The sequence below is a fragment of the Bacteroides sp. GD17 genome, from assembly GCF_038448625.1.
Classification (GTDB): domain Bacteria; phylum Bacteroidota; class Bacteroidia; order Bacteroidales; family Bacteroidaceae; genus Bacteroides.
Genome location: NZ_JBCEZS010000012.1, coordinates 164,145 through 186,160 on the forward strand (window position 1 = coordinate 164,145; position 22,016 = coordinate 186,160).

The 22,016-nt window shown below is 58.6% G+C and carries 12 protein-coding genes; 8 read left to right on the plus strand and 4 right to left on the minus strand.

Going from position 1 to position 22,016, the window contains the following annotated elements:
• Window position 1: 1 nt before the first annotated feature.
• Window positions 2–1,900, minus strand: a complete 1,899-nt coding sequence (gene mutA / locus AAE250_RS17550) for a methylmalonyl-CoA mutase small subunit (protein ID WP_294601253.1) — start codon at window positions 1,898–1,900, stop codon at window positions 2–4.
• A gap of 262 nt (window positions 1,901–2,162) precedes the next feature.
• Here mutA and AAE250_RS17555 point away from each other — a divergent pair, with 262 nt between their 5' ends.
• Window positions 2,163–3,824 (plus strand): putative transporter, encoded by a 1,662-nt coding sequence (locus tag AAE250_RS17555; protein WP_294601251.1) that lies wholly within the window; start codon window positions 2,163–2,165, stop codon window positions 3,822–3,824.
• A 109-nt stretch (window positions 3,825–3,933) separates the two neighbouring features.
• On the opposite strand, the gene AAE250_RS17560 is transcribed toward AAE250_RS17555, so the two are convergent.
• Entirely contained in the window at window positions 3,934–4,563 is a 630-nt protein-coding gene (locus AAE250_RS17560; protein WP_294601250.1) for a cytidylate kinase-like family protein, read from the minus strand.
• Between the two features lie 132 nt (window positions 4,564–4,695).
• Between AAE250_RS17560 and AAE250_RS17565 the strand changes: the two genes are divergently transcribed.
• From AAE250_RS17565 to AAE250_RS17580, 4 genes are all read left to right on the plus strand, one after another.
• Window positions 4,696–6,498, plus strand: a complete 1,803-nt coding sequence (locus tag AAE250_RS17565) for a helix-turn-helix domain-containing protein (RefSeq protein ID WP_294601248.1) — start codon at window positions 4,696–4,698, stop codon at window positions 6,496–6,498.
• Window positions 6,499–6,574: 76 nt separating this feature from the next.
• Window positions 6,575–9,037, plus strand: a complete 2,463-nt coding sequence (locus AAE250_RS17570; RefSeq protein ID WP_294601246.1) for a fimbrillin family protein — start codon at window positions 6,575–6,577, stop codon at window positions 9,035–9,037.
• A 35-nt stretch (window positions 9,038–9,072) separates the two neighbouring features.
• Window positions 9,073–10,275, plus strand: a complete 1,203-nt coding sequence (locus AAE250_RS17575) for a hypothetical protein (RefSeq protein ID WP_294601244.1) — start codon at window positions 9,073–9,075, stop codon at window positions 10,273–10,275.
• Between the two features lie 38 nt (window positions 10,276–10,313).
• The gene (locus AAE250_RS17580; RefSeq protein WP_342289184.1) at window positions 10,314–12,371 is read left to right on the plus strand and encodes a leucine-rich repeat domain-containing protein; all 2,058 of its coding nucleotides are present in this window, start codon (window positions 10,314–10,316) and stop codon (window positions 12,369–12,371) included.
• A gap of 297 nt (window positions 12,372–12,668) precedes the next feature.
• Here AAE250_RS17580 and AAE250_RS17585 read toward each other — a convergent pair whose 3' ends face one another.
• Window positions 12,669–12,842: a hypothetical protein gene (locus AAE250_RS17585; protein WP_342289185.1), complete on the minus strand. Its 174-nt coding sequence runs from the start codon at window positions 12,840–12,842 to the stop codon at window positions 12,669–12,671.
• 1,312 nt (window positions 12,843–14,154) lie between these two features.
• Here AAE250_RS17585 and AAE250_RS17590 point away from each other — a divergent pair.
• Window positions 14,155–15,537 carry a leucine-rich repeat domain-containing protein gene (locus AAE250_RS17590; RefSeq protein ID WP_342289186.1) on the plus strand — a complete coding sequence of 461 codons (1,383 nt, stop codon included), beginning with the start codon at window positions 14,155–14,157 and terminating at the stop codon, window positions 15,535–15,537.
• A gap of 323 nt (window positions 15,538–15,860) precedes the next feature.
• Window positions 15,861–18,191, plus strand: a complete 2,331-nt coding sequence (locus tag AAE250_RS17595; protein ID WP_342289187.1) for a hypothetical protein — start codon at window positions 15,861–15,863, stop codon at window positions 18,189–18,191.
• 175 nt (window positions 18,192–18,366) lie between these two features.
• Here AAE250_RS17595 and AAE250_RS17600 read toward each other — a convergent pair whose 3' ends face one another.
• Window positions 18,367–18,504 carry a hypothetical protein gene (locus AAE250_RS17600; protein WP_342289188.1) on the minus strand — a complete coding sequence of 46 codons (138 nt, stop codon included), beginning with the start codon at window positions 18,502–18,504 and terminating at the stop codon, window positions 18,367–18,369.
• A 1,159-nt stretch (window positions 18,505–19,663) separates the two neighbouring features.
• Here AAE250_RS17600 and AAE250_RS17605 point away from each other — a divergent pair.
• Window positions 19,664–20,821: a leucine-rich repeat domain-containing protein gene (locus AAE250_RS17605; protein WP_342289189.1), complete on the plus strand. Its 1,158-nt coding sequence runs from the start codon at window positions 19,664–19,666 to the stop codon at window positions 20,819–20,821.
• Window positions 20,822–22,016: the final 1,195 nt, after the last annotated feature.

The window sequence follows — 22,016 nt, forward strand, 5'->3', positions numbered from 1 at the left end:
CTTACTTCAAAAGTTTAGCGTTGAATTCCTTTAATGTTTCCAGCACGTTGACACGAACATGGATAAAGTTCTCGATACCGGCAGCTTTCAGCTCGTCCATGCAAGCAGGAGCACCGGCTACGATGAACATGGCACGACCGTTCAGAGCCTTGAAAGCCGGAACAGCATATTCTGCATATTCATCATCACTGGAACAAAGTACCACGATGTCAGCCTTGGCAGCCATAGCAGCCTCTACACCTTCTTCTACCGTCGGGAAACCGAGGTTGTCAACAACTTCATATCCGGCGCAAGCCAGGAAGTTGCAGGAATACTGTGCACGTGCCTGACGCATAGCCAGGTTACCGATAGTCAGCATGAATGCCTTCGGACGCTTGCCGGAAGCTTCAGTTTCCAGGCGCAACGCTTCGAACTCACTGGCAGCACGGTCGAAATTCAAGGAAGGAACATCCTTCTCGCAAGTATCGTGACCTCCGCAGCAGCAAGTAGCTTCGAACGGTTTCTTTTCGCCTGCCTTTTCGTTGAAGTTCGGGAATTGGTTTGTACCCAGCAACACTTCGCGACGCTGAGCAACTGCTTTATGACGGGTCTTGTTACTTTCGTTGACAGCAACCTGTACCTTGCCGGCCTTTACAGCAGCATAGAAACCACCTTCTTCTTCTATAGAAAGGAACAGTTCCCATGCCTGCTTGGCGATGGCTACAGTCAGGTTTTCAATATAGTAAGAACCGGCAGCCGGATCAATCACCTTGTCGAAGTGAGATTCTTCCTTCAGCAGCAACTGCTGGTTGCGGGCCATACGCTCGGAGAAGTCATCGGGAGTTGCATAAGTCTTATCGAACGGAACAACCGTCATTGAATCAACGCCTGCCAGAGCAGCACTCATCGCCTCGGTCTGCGTACGCAACAAGTTTACGTGAGCATCGAACAAAGTAAGGTTGAAAGTAGAAGTCTCAGCATGAATCTTCATCTTGGCTGCACAACGGCATTCTTTATTATCTCCTTTATTTTCGCAATCGCGCAGACATTCGGGAGAATAAGCAGCCACGATATTTGCCCACAACATACGGGCAGCACGGAACTTGGCAATCTCAAGGAAGTAATTGGAGCTGATACCGAAGTTGAATTTGATTCTCTTGGCTACCGTAGAAGCAGTCAGTCCGGCATCGGTGAGTTGGTTCATGTATTCGTTACCCCACGCCAGTGCGTAGCCCAGTTCCTGGTAAATGTATGCACCTGCATTGTTCAGTGTCAGTGCATTTACATTCAGTACACGATATTTGGGAAGAACGACCGTAGCTTCGATCAAGGCCTTGGCAGTAGCTACCATATCACCTTTTTCTTTGCCCTTAGCCAGCATCTTATTAAAGTAGTCGTAGTTTATAGAGCCTTGCAACTTCGTCAGATCATAGTCTTTCTTTTGGAAGTAAGCTACAAGAAGCTCGGCGAGTTCTACCACGTGCCCTTGGCAGGTAGTAAAGTTCAGTTCAACACATTCTGCACAAATGTCTTTCAGCAAAGTTTCAATATACTCTGCATTCAGTTCTTTGGCCTTTACATGGAAAGAAAGAGAATCGATGCCCTTGTTCAGGATATCCAGTGCCTTGGCATTGGCTTCTTTGGGGCATTCCACCTTGATTTCCTGACGAACAAGCCATTCATTGTTGTCTTTCTTAGTACCTCTGAGGTAAGGGAATTCACCGGGAAGAGCATCGGTTGTTTTCAAACCTTCGAGGTCTTCCATACGGTAGAAAGGTTTAACCTTAAATCCTTCGTTTGTCTTCCAAACGAGTTTCTTCTCGAAATCCGCACCCTTGAGGTCGGCGGTTACTTTCTCCATCCACTGTTCGGTGGAAACGGGAGAAAAGTCTGAGAAGAGTTTTTCTTTACTGTCTGCCATAGTTTATTTTAATTAAAAATAGATGAATACTATTCATTGTGTCTTCAAGAGACTTGCAAATATACTGAAATACTTAGAACAAAAAGATTTTTTAAGCAAAATTCGCACATGGGACTGACGTATTGATAACATAGTTAAAAAGGGAACAGTCGACAGGAAAAAAAGGACTCCGCAAAAAGAAAAGCAGCAAACCCTTTGCTACCTCCCCTTTATTAACTAATTTTGCGCGAAATTTTGAGAAATAGGTATAAATAAGGTTACTATGGATTGGTTAGAAACTTTGCTATGGGACCCTGCATCCGTAGCCCACATCGTTTGCTTGTACGCATTCGTCATATCTGTGGGCGTGTTGCTGGGTAAGATTAAAATCTTCGGGGTATCACTGGGCGTTACGTTTGTGCTTTTCGCCGGTATCTTGATGGGACATTTCGGTTTTACGGGCGAAACACACATTCTGCACTTCATCCGCGAATTCGGTTTGATTTTGTTTGTATTCTGCATCGGTCTGCAAGTGGGACCGTCGTTCTTCTCTTCGTTCAAGAAGGGAGGCATGACGCTGAACATGCTCGCCGTGGGTATTGTGGCACTGAACATCGCAGTGGCATTGGGAATCTACTTCATCGACGGAAGCATAGAACTGCCGATGATTGTGGGCATTCTCTACGGTGCCGTAACCAATACTCCCGGTTTGGGTGCTGCACAAGAGGCGCTGAATCAGCTTAACTATACGGGAGATCCCATCGCATTGGGATATGCCTGTGCCTATCCGCTTGGTGTGGTAGGTATCATCGGTTCCATTATCGCCGTACGCTACATCTGCCGTGTGAACCTCAAGAAAGAGGAGGAAGAACTCAACACGCAGGAAGCCGACATGAAGCACATGCCCCACATGCTGCACCTCGAAGTACGTAATGAGTCGCTCGACGGCAAGAAGCTGCTCCAGGTCAAGGATTTCCTGGGACGTCCGTTTGTATGTTCACGCATCCGTCACGAAGGTCACGTCAGCATACCGAACCAGGACACGGAATTCCACATTGGCGACCAGCTGTTCATTGTATGTTCCGAGGAAGATGCCGAGGCAGTTATTGCTTTCATCGGCAAGGAAATTCAGGTGGACTGGGAAAAGCAGGACACGCCGATGGTGTCACGCCGTATCCTCGTCACCAAATCCGAAATTAACGGTAAGAAGTTGGGAAGTCTTCACTTCCGCAGTATGTACGGAGTAAATGTGACGCGTGTCAACCGTTCCGGTATGGACTTGTTTGCCGACCCGAACCTGACACTCCAAGTAGGCGACCGCGTAATGGTGGTAGGGCAACAAGACGCCGTGGGACGTGTAGCCGGCGTACTGGGCAACCAGTTGAAGCGTCTGGACACACCGAATATCGTGACTATCTTCGTTGGTATCTTCCTGGGTATCCTGTTGGGCAGTCTGCCTATCGCATTCCCGGGCATGCCTACTCCGGTGAAGCTGGGTCTGGCAGGTGGTCCGCTGGTGGTAGCTATCCTCATCGGACGCTTCGGACATAAGCTGAAGCTGGTTACTTACACTACGATGAGTGCCAACCTGATGCTCCGCGAAATAGGTATCGTGCTTTTCCTTGCCAGTGTGGGCATCGAAGCCGGTGAGCATTTTGTGCAGACGGTGGTAGAAGGCAGTGGTTTATCGTACGTAGGCTACGGTTTCCTGATAACCGTCATTCCGTTGCTCATCATCGGTATCATAGCACGACTTTACTGCAAGGTTAATTACTTCACCCTGATGGGATTGATTGCAGGTAGTAATACCGACCCTCCTGCATTGGCTTACTCCAACCAGGCAGCGGGTAACGATGCTCCGTCGGTAGGTTATTCTACGGTTTATCCGTTGACGATGTTCCTGCGTATTTTGGCGGGGCAGATGATACTGCTGACGATGATGTAATCCGTTATAAAAGTATAGGCGTATATATAATAATATGATTTAGGCACGGATTACACGGTCTTGTTTACATTATCCGTGTAATCCGTGCCTAAAATCATATTACTTCGTTTTATTCTCCGATCTTCCTCATCACAAACTCCTCTACAAAATTCACAGTTTCGTCAATGCCCAGCACGGAAGAGTCGATGCACAGATGATAGGTTGCGGCAGCACCCCATGTCTTGAAACTATAATAGTTGTAATACTCTGCACGCCGTTTGTCTGCCCTGTTCATCATTTCTTCGGCGGCATTTCTGGTTATGGAATGCATTTCGCAGAGGCGGGCTATGCGGTCTTCTGCCGAAGCGGAGATAAAGACATTGACGCAGCGAGGATTATCCCTCAGGATATAGTCGGCACAACGCCCCACGAATAAACAGGATTTCTCGGAAGCCAGTTTACGGATGACATCACTCTGCACTTTGAACAGTGCATCGTTGCTCAGGCAGTTAGTGGCCGGTATGGCTCCGTCACTGATGAAGGGGAATCTCATTCCGAACAAGCCGCCGATAATTCCCTGCGATGCTTTTTCGTCGGCTTTCTCAAAGAATTCACGGCAGAGTCCGCTTTCTTCCGAAGCGAGGTTGATCAGCTCCTTGTCATAAAAATCAATCCCCAGGCGGGCAGCAAGTTTCTCTCCTATCTCCCGTCCGCCACTGCCCAGTTGGCGACCGATGTTCACAACATATTTCTTATCCATAGTTTCAATCTGTATTGGTTTACTGAATAACAAAAGTAAGGATTAATAATCAAGAAACAAAAAATGAAGTAATTTATTTGCCCGGCAGTTATTTTTCCGTATTTTTGAGACTCATATACTAACAATCTATAAATGAGAAGCAAAATACGCATCGCTATCATACTGGGATTCCTTACCCTATGTTTCATCCTGCCGGTTCAGGCACAGAATTCCCGGCAACAACTCAAGGATTCCCTACACCTCGTCATTGAGCAATCCGAAGGCAAGGACAAATTAAAGGCCTATGCCAGATTGTACACTCTATACATGTCGGACACTGGCAACAAAGAAGCGATGGATACGCTGATGACGCTGTTCGACCGGGCAGAAGCCGAAGCCGTCAGGCAGGGCAACGTAAGCGCACAGGGAATGGTGTATGGAAATACCGTCATAGCATTGGTAAATGCAGGCAGGTATGACGAAGCAATAAGTAAGATACCCGGTTACCTTGATTTCTATAAGAATAATAAACTTTGGAGATACTACTACCAGATTCACATGCAACTCATCACTCTTTATAACTTGAAAGAGGACTATGAGCGAGCTTCGGAAGCTGCCCGGGAAATGTACGACAAGGCCAAAGCACAGAATGACAAAGCAGGCATGGGTGCGGCACTCTATGCCACCTCCACCATCTATAACGTCCAGAAGAGGTTTCCGGAGCAGGAAAAGTGTCTCAGAGAGTGCATCAGCCTGTTATGGGAGACTTCCGGTTACGACAATATACTGACGCAGGCTTATGCATATCTATGTATGTCGCTGCGTGCGCAAAAACGCCATGCCGAAACACTGCAACTGATGCCCGAATACGAAAAAGCCATCGCACGTTTCGAGAAAACCATCGGCAGACCCGACGTTGCAGCCCGCGTTAACTACAACACAGCTTTGATGAACAATTACATCGATACTGAAGAGTACGACAAGGCCGAAATCTACCTTGCCAAACTGGAAAAGATGACCAACAGCAGTATTATCAACTTCGAGATGTTACGGGCAAAGGCACTGATTCTCCAGTCGCGCGGCAAATATAAAGAAGCGCTCGCCAGTATAGACAGCGCCATGATGGAAGTTCAGGAATCGGAAATCGACATCAACTCGGCCAAAGAGATAAAGATGGAGATCCTGATGCGGGCCGGACAAGTGGACGAAGCACTCGACACGTATCAGGAGATCATTGCATCCAACAAAGAATTGTACGATACGGAAGTCAGTTCCCGGTTCGACGAACTGCGCACCCAGTATGAAGTGGAAAAACACATAGCCGAGAAGGAGCGCAACCGCCATTATTTTCTTTTCGCACTCGGTGGATGCCTGATCCTGTTGATATTGCTGATATGCGTTTTCTACTACAACCGGTTAATAACAACCAAGAACCGCAACTTGTACAAGCAGATCAAGGAAAAAGACAGCTTGGCGGACGAACTGGCACGGGTGATACAAAGTAGCAAAGCAGCAGCCTCGACGACCGAACCCCAAGAGACCGATCCCCAAGAGACTGATGCATTTGTGCCCAGCACCGAACAGTGCGAACTGGTATCGCAGTTCCGGGAGTATCTGCTTTCCGACAACAGGATATCCAACATCGATATCAGCCGGGAGAGCATCATCTCGGCACTCCGTACAAACAAAAACACACTTACCGAAGCCGTAAGAGCCATTACCGGAAAATCGCCCATGGAATACATGCGTATCATGAGGATAGAAGAAGCCCGCAAAATGCTCGATGAACATTCCGAACTGACCATCGAAGCGATCGCTTTCAGTTGCGGCTTCAATATACCAAGCACCTTCTATCGTATGTTCCGAAAAGAATACGGTATCAGCCCCACGGAGTACCGGAAGATGCAAGAAGAGCAAGAAAAATCGTCTCAAAAGGACAAAATGCAACAACGTTAGGACAAAATGCAATAGTTTCCTGCACCATTAATCTCATATTTGCAGCAAAAGTAACCAATATTAATTTGCTCCAAGTATGAAACATTTCAGAACCCTCACCGCCGCCATGGCACTCATAGCAGTGCTGGCTGCCTGTTCGGACAAAGACGAAACGTGTCCAACGAACGAACGTGTCTCCTTAAGCATTCATGCAGGTATCGTTTCCCAGGGAACCGATGCCAAGTGGCAAGCCAACGATGCCATCGGCATCATCATGCTGAATGCAGAAACCACCACCGTTACCGGCGAAAAGACCAACTACAGGTACAAAACCCTCGATGAAAAGGGCTTTTTTGAGCCCTCAGACCCGGAAAACACTGCCTACTTCCCAACGGAAGACATGCAAGTGGATGTTCTGGCTTACTACCCGCACACCACAGCCGTAACACCGAGCAACCTCTCCGTCCCGGTAGATGTCTCCGACCAGACCAACCTGTCTGCCATCGACCTGATGACAGCAACGAAAATCACCGGCCTCACTTCCGGGAAACCGAACGTGGCATTGATATTCGAACACCGCCTGTGCAAACTCGTACTGAAAGTAGTGACCGACGACACGACCCAGGACGTGAACCTGGCAGGCGCCAAAGCCGTACTGACAGGAACCGCCATCAACGGAGCGTGGAATCTGACCGCCGAAGCCCTCACCGCCACAGGAGACAGTAAAGACCTGGAACTGCCGATGAGTGCCGACGGAACCACCGCCACCGCCATCGTGATGCCCACAGCCGCCGGCGAAGGAAAAAGCATCACCCTGACCACAGCCGAAGGAAAAAGCTACATCGCCGAGATAGATGCCGGCCTGGCACTGACCGCCGGAACGGTGAATACCTATACCATGACCCTGCACAACAACCAGGCAGCCATCACCGCCAGCATCTCCCCCTGGACCGAAGGCACCACCGTCTCTCTGAACACCCTGAATATAGAAGTACCTGCAGACGCCACAGCAGCCGGACTGACCACCTTCGAGATGTGGCGCAACCAGGCGCAGCAGACCGACAGCCGCACCTACACCTTCGATGCCGCTGCCAGCGCATGGACAGCGACGCCGCATCCTTATTATATAGAAGAGATTGCCTCTACCGACCAGTTCTATGCCCTGCACACGCCGGATGATGCCGACAAAGACGCCATAACCGGTCTGAAAGACCTGCTCGCCGCAGGGCCGGAAGTGCTGACTGCCGCTTCGGGAAACACTGCCAACAGCCTTTCCCTCTCTTTCCGCCACTTGATGGCACAGTTTGCCGTGACACTGACCCGCGGAGACGGTTTCCCCGCCGGCATTTCACCGGAAGGAGCCACCCTGGTACTGCCCGAAATGACAGCCGCCTATACGCTGGACGGCATCAACCTGACCGCAGACCCTGCACAGAAGAAGACCTACCCCGCCCTGACCGTCGGCAATGGAACCACCCCTACCCTGCTACTCGTACCGCAGACGCTGGCAACCGGCACCGTCTTCACCGTGACGCTGGGCAACGGGCAGACTTACCAAGCCACCCTGCCCGATGCACTGACGCTGCAACCCGGCACGAAGAACGTACTGAATCTGACGCTGATCCCTACCGCACTGGCCATAGGCTCCATCGACGTGCTCCCCTGGGGAACGGTGACACAGGACGGAGGCGACATGAAGAGCGATGAAATCGCCATTGCCAATACCTCCCTCAGCGGCATCAGTGAGGCAGGGATGCTCTATCTGGCAGCCACCGTAGCGGGCAAAGTAGCGCCCAACGGAAGCGGCACATATCCCGTGCAGTATCAAGGCGGTACGGCCGGCATCGACACTAAGGACGGCAAGTATTCGCCCATCCTTTGGGACAGGCTCGACAAATACGCTACGGGCAGCACGGATAAGTTGCAAGCGTACATCTACACCGCCTTCTTCTCCCCCAGCGCCACCCCGCCCGCCAACCAGGAGAGCGATTACCTGGCCGGACAATCCGCTGCTACGCCCTGGGGCACGGCACCCGACTTCAGCACAGCCGACAATCCCGCAGGTTCGGGCAACGGCACCAAGCTGCATCACCTCATGGCAAGGCTGGAAGTGAACGTGAGCTTCGGAAGCGAATTCAGCGCAGCCGAGAAGGACGGTGCCCGGATGACGACCGTGCGCAACCGGAAGGTAGAGAAGATAAAGGACGACTATACGGGCGTGGAGCTGGCAACCGTCGGCACCGGGACGCCGGGAGAGATTGCCACGGCAACCGTGGTACTGGGCAAGCATGCAGAGAGTAATGGCAGCTATACCTTCGCCGCCACCCTGGCGCCGCAGACGCTGGACATGGGTGCCGGGAAGTTCCTCGCGCTTACGCTGAACGAAGGCACGGCGCAGGAGAATCGCTACTCCATGTCCGACACGGGAGGGCTGACGCTTGAGGCGGGCGTCCGGTATGTATACACCGTCACCGTCAGCAAGAGCGGGCTCGCAGTGGGCAAACTTGAGATAGAGCCGTGGAACGAGCGGACGGGAAGCGGAAGCTTCGACTGGGAATGATACGCGAATAATAACAGTACAAACAAGACGAGAATATGAAAAGAAAGAAAATGATAACTTCCGCGTGGGCGACAGTGCTGATGCTGACAGCCGCCCTTACGGCCTGCACATCGGAGAACTTCAATGCCGACGGTGCGGACGGAGCCAATGAGAACACACCCCTCAGCATCGGGACCCTTGCCATCGGTTCCTCTGCCATCGGAGGAGGACAGAAGGCTAATGACACGCGCCTTGCCACCGCAAGCGATGACGCTTGGGAAGACGGAGACTGCATCCGCGTCAGTGCCACGCCCAAAGCGGCGACAGGAAGCGGCGGCGGAACGACGCCGACCGCGCTCACGGCCACCTATATATATAAGGTGTCCGGCAGCACCGCCGCGTGGCAGCAGGTAGACCCGGGAAGCAATCCCGGAAGCAACCCAGCTGTCGATACCACCGGCGATACGTATCCCCTCTACATCGAGGACATCGACCCGAAAGGAGCCTTCAGCATCGAGACCTACGGCGGAAGCACCGCGTATGATGCTACCACCGACTATGCCGACCAGAGCGATGCGGCTTCCGGCGGCAGCAATCCCGGAAGCAGTGGCGCCACCCCCGGCGCCCGATACCGCCTCAACAACCACCTCCTCTGCACCGACGCCACCCTGCACACCGCCGATGGCGCAGGTTTCCGCCGCGGACAACTCACCGGAACGTTGCGCCACCAGCGCGTCAGCCTCGTACTGAAGGTACTGGTGGGCACCGACAACCTGCCGGAAACGAGCTTCCGCGTACGCCTGTCCGGTGCCGATGCTTACGGCGCCACGGCACAGGACGTCACGGCCTGGAATGCAGGCAGCACCCCGGCGGGCAACGCCAGCACCGACAACCCCGACGGCAAGGCCTACCACACCTTCAGGGCTTACCTCACCACGGGCAACGTCCCCGGCGCCCAAGAAGCGACGGCCACTGACGGCACTGCCGCCATCACCGTCCCCGACCACTCCCTGCTGGGATACCTCGACTATAACCTCGGCCTCACAAGCAGCCAACCGGGCGCCCTGCCCGGACCGGGAAGCCTGCCCATCTACTACAGCGTAGCCTCGGCCACCGCCGGAAAGCCTGCACAGATAGCGGCCGGAACGCGGCTCACCATCACCGCGGACTTCACCGACGTGCACGAACTCGCCGCCACCGCCACCCTCGCTCCCTGGGAGGAGACGGACTTGGGCGACTTCGGGACGGAAGAGCAGTAACAGAAACGAATCAATCACCCCATAAGCCATAGAATGACATGAAGATAAAAACAACGGAAAGCAGAATAGTGCAGATACTCCTCATCACCATCATCCCCTTGGCCGTCATCAGTCTGGTAATGCTCTTCCTGGTGAGCTGCCAAGGCGAAGAGTTGACGGAACCGGACAACGGACAGCCCGTGCCCCTGGGCCTGAGCGCCAGCCTGAAAGCCGAAGGGTATGCACAGACCCGTGCAGCTGCCACCACCGATGTCCCCTTCACCCCGGCCGCCAGCGCCCCCCTCAGTATCACACTGAAGAAGCAGCTGCAAGGCGGAACCTCCAGCGTGGAGCAGAACGGAAGCTACACCCTGAACCCTAACCTCAGCCTGACGTACGCCGGCGGAACGCGCCTCTGCGCCACCGCCACGGGGCAGGAGTTCCGGGCCAGCGTGGCATCCGTCGGTCAGAGCGCCGTGCTGACGGGCATCGCAGGGCTGGATGCGGAGAACCAGCCGATGCAGGACGGAAGCACCCTCTTCCCCCTCCCCTTCGCCCTGACGCTGGGGATGGATGAAATGCCGCTCACCGTCTCCGCCGGATACACGCTGAGCCTGCCGTTGAGCCTGCAGAGCGCGGGCGTGCGGCTGCGGATGGTGTGCGACAAGGGCGTGCGCGTGTTCAGCGTGGAATGTCCGGCCGCGGGAACCAACGGCGAAACCGCGCCCCACGCCGGGATGCGGAGCGCCGCCACCCCCAGCCGGATAGTGACCACCGACCCCGGAAGGGATATGCCGGGCCTCCTCGCCCACGACCCCGACCTGGGAGACCGCAGCCTGCAGCAAGTCATCTTCGGAAACCTCACGCCGGGCCAGGCGCTGGGAGGAAGCAGCCAAGGCACCACCCCCCTCGTCATCCTCTCCGCCAAGGTGACGACGAACTTCACCGCCGAGGGCGACCCGGACTTCTCCGACGGCACCACCAACCCCGCCGGTCCCGCCAACCCCGTCGTGCAGAAGACCTACACCCTGACCCTGCCCACCGCCCTCACCCCCCGCGCCGGGCAGCTGCTGACGCTCACCGTACACGTGGGCCACGCCCTTGCCAGCATCGCGGGCGAGCCGCAGATTTCGGACTTCACCCCCGGCAACGACGACCCCGACAGTGCCCCGGGCAGCGGGCAAGGCATCACCTCCACCCCCGGCATCGCGCAGGGCGACGGGATGCAGCCGCTGGACCCGATGCTGTTCTGCAAGGATAACCCCGTGTGGGTAATCTCCGGCGGAGGACAGCAACTGGTGGACGACCCGGACGCCGCCGACCCCGCCAACGCCCCGCAGATTACCCGCGACGAGCTGGTGCTGAGGAACGTGCGGCGGGCGCTGAACGGGATATTCGAGCCGGACTACAGCGAATGGAATGACGACAACGACCTCTACGACGGCGCCAACGGCTACATCGACCTGGTGCTGACGGGGGTGACGAAGCTGCCGATGAGCGACCCGAACGACAACACGGGTGCCTTCTACCGCTACCGCCAACTGCGCAGCATCAGTATGCCGGAGGTGACGGAGACGGGAGAGAATGCATTCGCCTACTGCAGCGCCCTCACGTCCGTCAGCCTGCCGAAGGCTACGGACATCGTGAACCAAACATTCAGCGACTGCAGTGCCCTTACGTACGTCAGTCTGCCGGAGGCAACGGGCATCGGAATCAGCGCATTCAGCAACTGCATCGCCCTTACGGCCGTCAGCCTGCCGAAGGCAACGGGCATCGGAGACACCGCATTCGAAAGCTGCATCGCCCTTAAGTCCATCAGCCTGCCGGAGGCAATGAATATCGGGAGATTCGCATTCATGAACTGCCGCGCCCTTAAGTCCGTCAGCCTGCCGGAGGCAACGGACATCGAGAACTACGCATTCTACTACTGCAGCGCCCTCACCCACCTGGACATCTCCGGCGTGACGGATAACTGGAAGCTCGGGAGTGAAATCTTCCAGGACGCCGTCACCACGAACTGCGACCTTATCCTGAGCAAGGCACTGTACGATGCCGAAAAAGTCAACGGCGGGACGTACGCCTTATACAGCTACTGGAAAACAATCACCTACAAATAATACCTCAACGATATGAAGACAAAAGACAAGAACATACAGCACACGGGCTTCCACCGCAACGGGGAAGCAGGGCAGGAAATGAAGGCGCAGGAGTACCGCAAGGAAATGACGGCGCAGGGCTATCCCAAGGAAATGACAGCGCAGGGCTGTCCCAAGGAAGTAATAGCGCAGTACTATCCCCAGCTCTCCCGCCTGAACCAACGGTCGGCGCAAGCCAAAGGGGGAGTACCGCGAAGCGGGGAGGGGGTTTCGCACACGGCCTCATACACTGCAAGACCCTGCGGCGTGGAAGACCCCTCAGTCCCTGCGGGACAACTCCCCTTGGGCTTGCGCCGACCGTTGGTTCAGGCGGGAGAGCTGGGGATAGTACTGCGTTATTACTTCCTTGGGACAGCCCTGCGCTGTCATTTCCTTGGGATAGCCCTGCGCCGTCATTTCCTTGGGACAGTGCTGCGCTGTGCCTTCACACACGCCCTCCCCCCTCCGGGGTACTCCCTCTAACTTAGAGGGGGAGCTGGAGATACTCCCGCAAGCAGAAGTAACTCAATTCTCCCGCCTAAAAGGGGGAGTACCCCGAAGGGGGGAGGGGGTTTCGCACACGGCCTCATATACTGCAAGACCCTGCGGCGTGGAAGACCCCTCAGTCCTTCGGACAGCTCCCCTTTCAGGCGGAGCAATCAGTTACTACCGACTGGTGGCTACCAGCCGCGGAGCAATTAATTACTACCGACTGACGGGAGCTTGCGGAGCAATTAAGTTACTCCGCCGCCTCACCGCCTCCCTCCGCCGCCTCTCCGCCTGCCTCCTCTGCCTGCTGACCGTCCTCCTCTCCGCCTGCCAGCCCGACGAGCTGATGGACAACGGAAGCACCGCGCAGCCCGACTCCCCCGCCACCCTCGTCCTCGACCTGGGCGCGAAGCCCGGCTATGAAGCAGAAGCCTCCGGCACATCCGGCATCTCCGGCAATTCCGGCGTCTCCGGCACATCCGGCAATTCCGCCGCCTCCACCCGCACCTCCCCCCTCACCGGCCAGTGGCAGGCGGGCGACTGCGTCACCGTCCGCCTCACCCTCTACGCCGACGACGACGCCACCATCCCCCTCGACGCCGCCCAAACCGGAAACATCGGCGCCAACAGCGACGGAACCCTCACCCAAACCCTGACGTGCACAGCTGCAGCAAGCAGCGGTTCCGGCTCAGGCAGCAGCTCCGGCTCCGGCAGCAGCACCCCCGCCCAGTGGACCGCCCAGCCCGCCGTCCTCCCCCTGCCCGCCGCAGCCCGCGCGCTGAGCGCCCAGTACGCCTACACCGGCCCCGAAGACCCCATCACCCACACCCGCGAGCGCATCACCGGCACCCTCGCACCCCGGCGCATCGCCCTGACCGACGCCGACACCCAGTCGCCCCCCGACGGCCGACCCCGCACCCTCCACCTGCCCGCACCGCAGTGGACCCGCCGCACCGCCCTCGTGCAGCTATGCCGACTGATGCCCGACCGCGCCATCCTCGCCCTCACCTTCGCCTCCGCCGACACCCCGCAGGCCGAGCGCGACGCCGCACATGCCACCGCCACCTACTTCATCGTCGCCCCCCCGGCCCAGAACCCGCCCGAGGGAATGACCGCCGACCAGTACGCCGCACAGGGAACGACCGCGTTGCTGCATCTGCCCTGCGATGACGGAGTATCTCAACTCTCCCGCCTGAAAGGGGGAGTACCGCGAAGCGGGGAGGGGGTCTCACGCACAACCTCACGCACAGAAAACGTCACCGAAAGCCCCTGCGGCGTGGGAGACCCCTCAGTCCTTCGGACAGCTCCCCTTTGGCTGACGCCGACCGTTGGTTCAGGCGGAGCAATCAGTAACTCCCGCGCCTCAAGCGGAGCCCCCGACGCCCTCCCCCTCTTCGCCCTCAGCGCCATCGGCCAGCCCACCGCCCCCGCCTTCGACGCCCTGCAGAACCCCGACGCCGCCCGCCCCTACGCCCCCGGCTGGAAGCGAACCGTGGACGATGCCGAAACCGTCTTCCTCCGCACCGGCCCCGACGCCGACGCCCAGGGAACCATCTACGGCGACGGACTGAACACGCTGGACACCAACCTATTCAACGGACTGGACAACCCCCGATGGATTATCTCCGGAGGAGGAACGGACGAGTACAACAGCACCGGAAAGACGAAGAACCAAACGGTGGAGGAGAATGTGGTGACGGCGCTGAAGAACATCTTCAAGATGGTAGAGCCCGGCACCGGCCCCGGCTCCCAGTACGACGGCACGAACGGCTACGTCCACCTGACGCTGGCCGACGTGACGGAAGTGGCGAATGGCGCATTCGAATACGGCCAGCAACTGCGCAGCCTCAGCCTACCCAAGGCACAGAGCATCGGAGACTACGCATTCCAGTACGGCCGCGCCCTCACCACCGCCAGCCTGCCCGAGGTGCAGAGCATCGGAAACTCCGCATTCTACGGCTGCGCCCTCACCACCGTCAACCTGCCCAAGGTGCAGAACATCGGAAAAGAAGCATTCCTGGGCTGCGCCCTCACCACCGTCAGCCTACCCGCGGCACAGAACATCGGAAGCCAAGCATTCCGCTCCTGCAAAGCCCTCACTACCCTCAGCCTGCCCGAGGCACAGAGCATCGGAAGCAGCGCATTTACCGATTGCAGCGCCCTCACCACCCTCAGCCTGCCCGAGGCACAGAGCATCGGAAGCAGCGCATTCATCTACTGCACCGTCCTCACCAACATCAACCTGCCCGAGGCCCGGAGCATCGAAAGCTACGCATTCAGCAACTGCTACGCCCTCACCAGCATCAGTCTGCCCAAGGCACAGAGCATTGGAAACAGCACATTCACCGGCTGCAAAGCCCTCACCACCCTCAGCCTGCCCGCGGTTCAGAGCATCGGAATAAACGCATTCGACGCTTGCCCCGTCCTCACCCGCCTCGACCTCTCCGGCGTGACGGATGAAAGCCAGGTGCACAGCTTCGCCTTCAACGGCATAGGCTATGACCAGGCTTACTACGGCGGCACCGACCGCACCAACCAATGCACCCTCATCCTCAACCCCGCCCTGCGCCCCGCCTGCACGGACGCGGAGGGAGGGACGACGGGCCCGCTGGTGCGCTTCCACAACTGCCGATGGAAAGAGATACAATTCCTCGAATAGCGCGCGCGGGCATCCCAGGCTCTCCCTCTAAGTTAGAGGGAGTACCCCGAAGGGGGGAGGGCGTGTGTGAAAGCACAACGCAGAAGTATCTCAAAGGAAATGACGACGCAGGAGTATCCCGCCTTGAAGGGGCTGCGCAACGCATCCACACACGCCCCCGCCCTACGGGCACCCCCTCTAACTTAGAGGGGGAGCTGGAGATAGTCCTCGCAAGCAGAAGTAACTCAGCTCTCCCTCTAAGAGCGAGGAGCAGCCGGAGATAGCCCCTTGCGGCAAAAGAGAATGAAACGAAAACAATAATCCTTTTTAATAACAACATAACGATGAAAACAACAGTTTATACCCAACGGAACCTTACACCATTGCGCAACGCTTGCTCCGATCCGCAATCTTCCTTCAGTCGGAAATCTCGCTTCGGCTTGCAGTCTTGCTTCAGTCGGCAATCTCACTTCAGTCCGCAATCTTCCTTCAGTCGGAAATCTCACTTCGGCTTGCCGTGCCTCCTCGTCCTCGCCCTTCTTGCCCTCCTCGCCGCCTGCCAGACCGACGACCTCCCCGGCAACGGCCCCGACGGCACGTACATCACCCTCAGCACCCTGCAGGCCGACATCCTGCCGATGGGAGGCGATGCCGCAGCCACCCGCAATGCCGATGCCGCCCCCGCCACCCGCGCCACCGCCGACACCGACCCCGACGGCTACGACCTCGCCACCCACACCGTGAAGCTCCGCTTCGTGCCCGGCGACGTGCTGCACCTCAGACTGAGCGTCTCGGGAGATGGCAGTCAGCCCTTTACCACCCACCTCTCCACCGCCACCCTGCAGACTGACGGCAGCTGGGCCCTCAGCCCCACCCTCGTCCTGCCGCAGCACCTGCAGAGCTGGGACCTCCTCGATGCCTTCTACGACGGAGAAACCCCCCCCTACACCACCGATGGCGACTACCTTAATGCCGCTAACACCGCCCTTGATGGCGAGCTCTCCCCTGCCGACGGGAAAACCCGCTTTCACGACGTCCTCGAAGCAAGCCTCATCCAGAGCACCATCACCCTTTCCCCCTCCGGCGCCCTCACCCTGACGTTCTACCACTTCAACAACCTTGTCCGCATCACCGACATCGACAACCGGCTGAACACCCCCGTCACCGCCATAGACGCCAACCTCGTCGGCCTCAACAACGGCCTCCCCTCCACCACCGTCCCCCTCGCCCCCGCAGCCGCCTCCGCCGACGTGCTCTACCAAGCCATCTGCGCTGCCAACTGCACCCTCCACAGCCTCACCCTCACCCTTGCCGACGGCTCCACCCTCGTCCTCCCCATCACCGACGCGGGCAAGCAGAATTCCAACGGCCAGCCCATCATCACCAGCCGTAGCTACACCTACCGCCTCCTCCTCCAGCCCGGCTCCGCCACCGCCATCCCCGTCAGCGGCACCGACGCCCCCGGCTGGGACGACCAAGGCACCACCACCACCGTACCCCCCGGCTACACAGCCATCTACGACAGGGAAGGGCTGGAAGCCATCGCCAACAACCTCAGCGGGAAGTACATCCTCATGACCGACATCGACCTCACCCCCGGGCGGAACGGGAATCCTGCCGATTACCGCTGGACGCCTATCGGCAAAGACTACCTTGCCCGCTTCACCGGCACCCTCCACGGCAACGGGCACACCATCATCGGCATGACCATCGAAAGCGATGCAGGCAATGTCGGCCTCCTCGGCTATGCCCAAGGCGCCCTCCTCTACAACCTGCACCTCCGCGAAGCAAGCGTGACGGGCATCGGCACCAACAGCGATGTCGGCACCCTCGCCGGATTTGCCATAAACTGCACCCTCGCCCTATGCAGCGCCACGGACTGCACCGTCACTGGGGGAAGGTTTACAGGCGGCCTGGTGGGATACACCGACAGCAGTCACCTCACCCGCTGCCACGCCCGGCACTGCACGGTGAAAGATGCATTCTTCAACGCCGGTGGCCTCGCAGGTACAACTAATAAAAACAGCCGCCTATCCGCCTGCTACACTTCCGACTGCACCGCCACCGGCAACAACGCCGTCCGCAGTGGCGGCATAGCGGGCTATTACAACAATAGCCACCTCTACGGCTGCTACGCCATCCGCACCACAGCGGACAACGCCCAATATAAGGATGCCCTCGTAGGGCAACTTGGAGCGGATGGCGGCAACTCCTCCATCGTCTCCTGCTACGCCACCAACGCCCCGGGCAGCAGCAACCAGCTGATAGGCGGTAAATTCACCCCATACGACTACACCGCCATCACCTCCGCCTGCGTCTCCCCCATCAAGAACGACGGCCGCGAAGGTAGCTACACCGGCTACCCCGACGCCAACCTCGGTGTCAACAGCGCCTACTGGGGCCAGGGCTATCACCCCCTCACCGACGCCGGGCTCCTCACCGCCGCCTACACTGCCATCACCACCGCCACCAAGCCCGACGACGGCATCTTCAACTCCGACGGCAGCCTCCTCTCCGTCCGCACGCCCATCCTTGCGGCGGACGGTAGCCTGAGCATCGAGGAGCGCACCTGGTCCGCCGCCGGCATCTGGGGAGACGGAACGGGAAGCGCAGGAACCCTCACGCAGGGAAGCACGCACGCGCCGTTCATTGACTGGAGCTATGAAGGAGAGTGACGATTTATGATTTATGATTTATGATTTATGAGTAAGCAGAAGACAATATGAAGACAACAGATAGAAACCTACAGGAAAAGAGCTTCCGCCGGAACGGGGAAGCACAACCAGTAATGAAAGCACCGGGCTATCCCGACGACGGCACACCGAAAGGGACGCACACGGCAGAACTATCTCAACTCTCCCGCCTGAACCAACGGTCGGCGTCAGCCAAAGGGGGAGTACCGCGAAGCGGGGAGGGGGTTTCGCGCACAACCTCTCTCACAGCCGGATTAACTGAAAGCCCTTGCGGCGTGGCAGCACCTTGCGGCATGGAAGACCCCTCAGTCCTTCGGACAGCTCCCCTTTCAGGCGGAGCAATGAGTTACTACCGCCTGATGGCAGCAGGCCGCGGAGCAAGCAAGATGTCCGCCAAGCCCAACAGAGTGGCGCGGACACTTCTCCTCGCCCTCATCGCCCTGGCCGCCATCTGCTTCCTGGTGGCCATGCTCACCTCCTGCCAAAGCGACGAGCTGACAGGAACCGGCAACGGACAACCCGTGCCCCTGACCCTGAGCGCCCTGCTGCAGGCAGAGGGGGATGTACAGACACGCACAGCAGTCTCGGACGCGCAGACGCGCACCCTTGCCGCCGACGCACAGACGCGCGCCACCACCTCCTACGTCCCCTTCACCCTCAGCGGCAGCGCCCCCTTCAGCATTACTTTGGAGAAGAGTTTGCCGCACGGAGGCAGTGGCAGCAGCATCGTGCAGACGGGAGAGTATAACGTAGATGCCGCCCTCGCCCTGACCTACGCCGGCGGAACACGCCTCTGCGCAACGGCCACGGGGCAGGAGTTCCAGGCCAGCGTGGCATCTGTCAGTCAGAACGCCGTACTGACGGGCATCGCAGGGCTGGATGCAGAGAACCAGCCGATGCAGGACGGAAGCACCCTCTTCCCCCTCCCCTTCGCCCTGACGCTGGGGATGGATGAAACGCCGCTCACCGTCTCCACCGGATATACGCTGAGCCTGCCGTTGAGCTTGCAGAGCGCGGGCGTGCGGCTGCGGATGGTGTGCGACAAGGGCGTGCGCGTGTTCAGCGTGGAATGCCCGGCCGCAGGAACCAACGGCGAAACCGCGCCCCACGCCGGGATGCGGAGCGCCGCCACCCCCAGCCGGATAGTGACCACCGACCCCGGCCGAGACATGCCGGGCCTCCTCGCCCACGACCCCGACTTGGGAGACCGCAGCCTGCAACAAGTCATCTTCGGAAACCTCACGCCGGGCCAGGCGCTGGGAGGAAGCACCCCCCTCGTCATCCTCTCCGCCAAGGTGACGACGAAGTTCACCGCCGAGGGCGACCCGGACTTCTCCGACGGCACCACCAACCCCGCCGGTCCCGCCAACCCCGTCGTGCAGAAGACCTACACCCTGACCCTGCCCACCGCCCTCACCCCCCGCGCCGGGCAACTGCTGACGCTCACCGTACACGTGGGCCACGCCGTTGCCAGCATCGCGGGCGAGCCGCAGATTTCCGACTTCACCCCCGGCAACGACGACCCCGACAGTGCCCCGGGCAGCGGGCAAGGCATCACCTCCACCCCCGGCATCGCGCAGGGCGACGGGATGAAGCCGCTGGACCCGACGCTGTTCTGCAAGGATAACCCCGTGTGGGTAATCTCCGGCGGAGGACAGGAGCTGGTGGACGACCCGGACGCCGCCGACCCCGCCACCGCCCCGCAGATTACCCGCGACGAGCTGGTGCTGAGGAACGTGCGCCGGGCGCTGAACGGGATATTCGAGCCGGACTACAACAAGCAGAATAACGCCGACCTCTACGACGGCGCCAACGGCTACATCGACCTGCTGCTGACGGGGGTGACGAAGCTGCCGATGAGAGACCCGAACAGCAGTTGGGGTGCCCTCCACCGCTACCGCCAACTGCGCAGCATCAGTATGCCGGAGGTGACGGAGACGGGAGAGAATGCTTTCGCCTACTGCAGCGCCCTCACGTCCGTCAGCCTGCCGAAGGCTACGGACATCGGAATCAGCGCATTCTACGACTGCCACGCCCTTAAGTCCGTCAGCCTGCCGGAGGCAACGGACATCAGGGACTACGCATTCAGCTACTGCCGCGCCCTTACGTACGTCAGCCTGCCGGAGGCAACGGACATCGGAATCAGCGCATTCGAGTACTGCAGCGCCCTTACGTACATCAGCCTGCCGGAGGCAACGGACATCAGGGACTACGCATTCAGCTACTGCCGCGCCCTTACGTACGTCAGCCTGCCGGAGGCAACGGACATCGGAATCAGCGCATTCGAGTACTGCAGCGCCCTTACGTACATCAGCCTGCCGGAGGCAACGGACATCGGGAAAAACGCATTCAGCACCTGCAGCGCCCTTAAATCCATCAGCCTGCCGGAGGCAACGGACATCGGAAACTACGCATTCAGAGAATGCCGCGCCCTCACCCGCCTGGATATATCCGGCGTGACGGATAGCGGGAATCTCGGGAGTAATATCTTCGTGAACGCCGTCACCACGAACTGCGACCTTATCCTGAGCAAGACGATGTACGATGACTGGAATGTCAACGGCGGGACGTACGCCTTATACAGATACTGGAAAACAATCACCTACAAATAATACCTCGACGATATGAAGACAAAAGACAAGAACATACAGCACACGGGCTTCCGCCGCAACGGGGAAGCACGACAGGAAATGACGGCGCAGGAGTACCGCAAGGAAGGCACAGCGCAGGGCTGTCCCAAGGAAGTAATAGCGCAATACTATCCCAAGGAAGTAATAGCGCAGTACCATCCCCAGCTCTCCCGCCTGAAAGGGGGAGTACCCCGAAGGGGGGAGGGGGTTTTACACATAGCTTCGTGCACGGCAAGACCCTGCGGCGTGGAAGACCCCTCAGTCCTTCGGACAGCTCCCCTTTCAGGCGGAGCAGTATCGAGTTACTACCGACTGGTGGCTACCAGCTGCGGAGCAATCAGTTACTACCGCTGCCTCGCCGCCCCCCTCCGCCACCTCGCCGCCTGCCTCCTCTGCCTGCTGACGGTGTTCTTCACTGCCTGCCAGCCCGACGAGCTGATGGACAACGGAAGCACCGCGCAGCCCGACTCCCCCGCCACCCTCGTCCTCGACCTGGGCGCGAAGCCCGGCTATGAAGCAGAAGCCTCCGGCAATTCCGACATCTCCGGCATCTCCGGCACATCCGGCAATTCCGCCGCCTCCACCCGCACCTCCCCCCTCACCGGCCAGTGGCAGGCGGGCGACTGCGTCACCGTCCGCATCACCCTCTACGCCGACGACGACGCCACCATCCCCCTCGACGCCGCCCAAACCGGAAGCATCGGCGCCAACAGCGACGGAACCCTCACCCAAACCCTGACGTGCACAGCCGAAGGAACAAGCAGCAGCACGGGCAATCCCGGCTCAGGTTCAGGCAGCGGTTCAGGTTCAGGCTCAGGTTCAAGTTCCGGCAGCGGTTCAGGCTCAGGCAGCGGTTCCGGCTCCGGCAGCGGCACCCCCGCCCAGTGGACCGCCCAGCCCGCCGTCCTCNGTTCAGGCAGCGGTTCAGGTTCAGGCTCAGGTTCAAGTTCCGGCAGCGGTTCAGGCTCAGGCAGCGGTTCCGGCTCCGGCAGCGGCACCCCCGCCCAGTGGACCGCCCAGCCCGCCGTCCTCCCCCTGCCCGCCGCAGCCCGCGCGCTGAGTGCCGAATACGCCTACACCGGCCCCGAAGACCCCATCACCCACACCCGCGAGCGCATCACCGGCACCCTCGCACCCCGGCGCATCGCCCTGACCGACGCCGACACCCAGTCGCCCC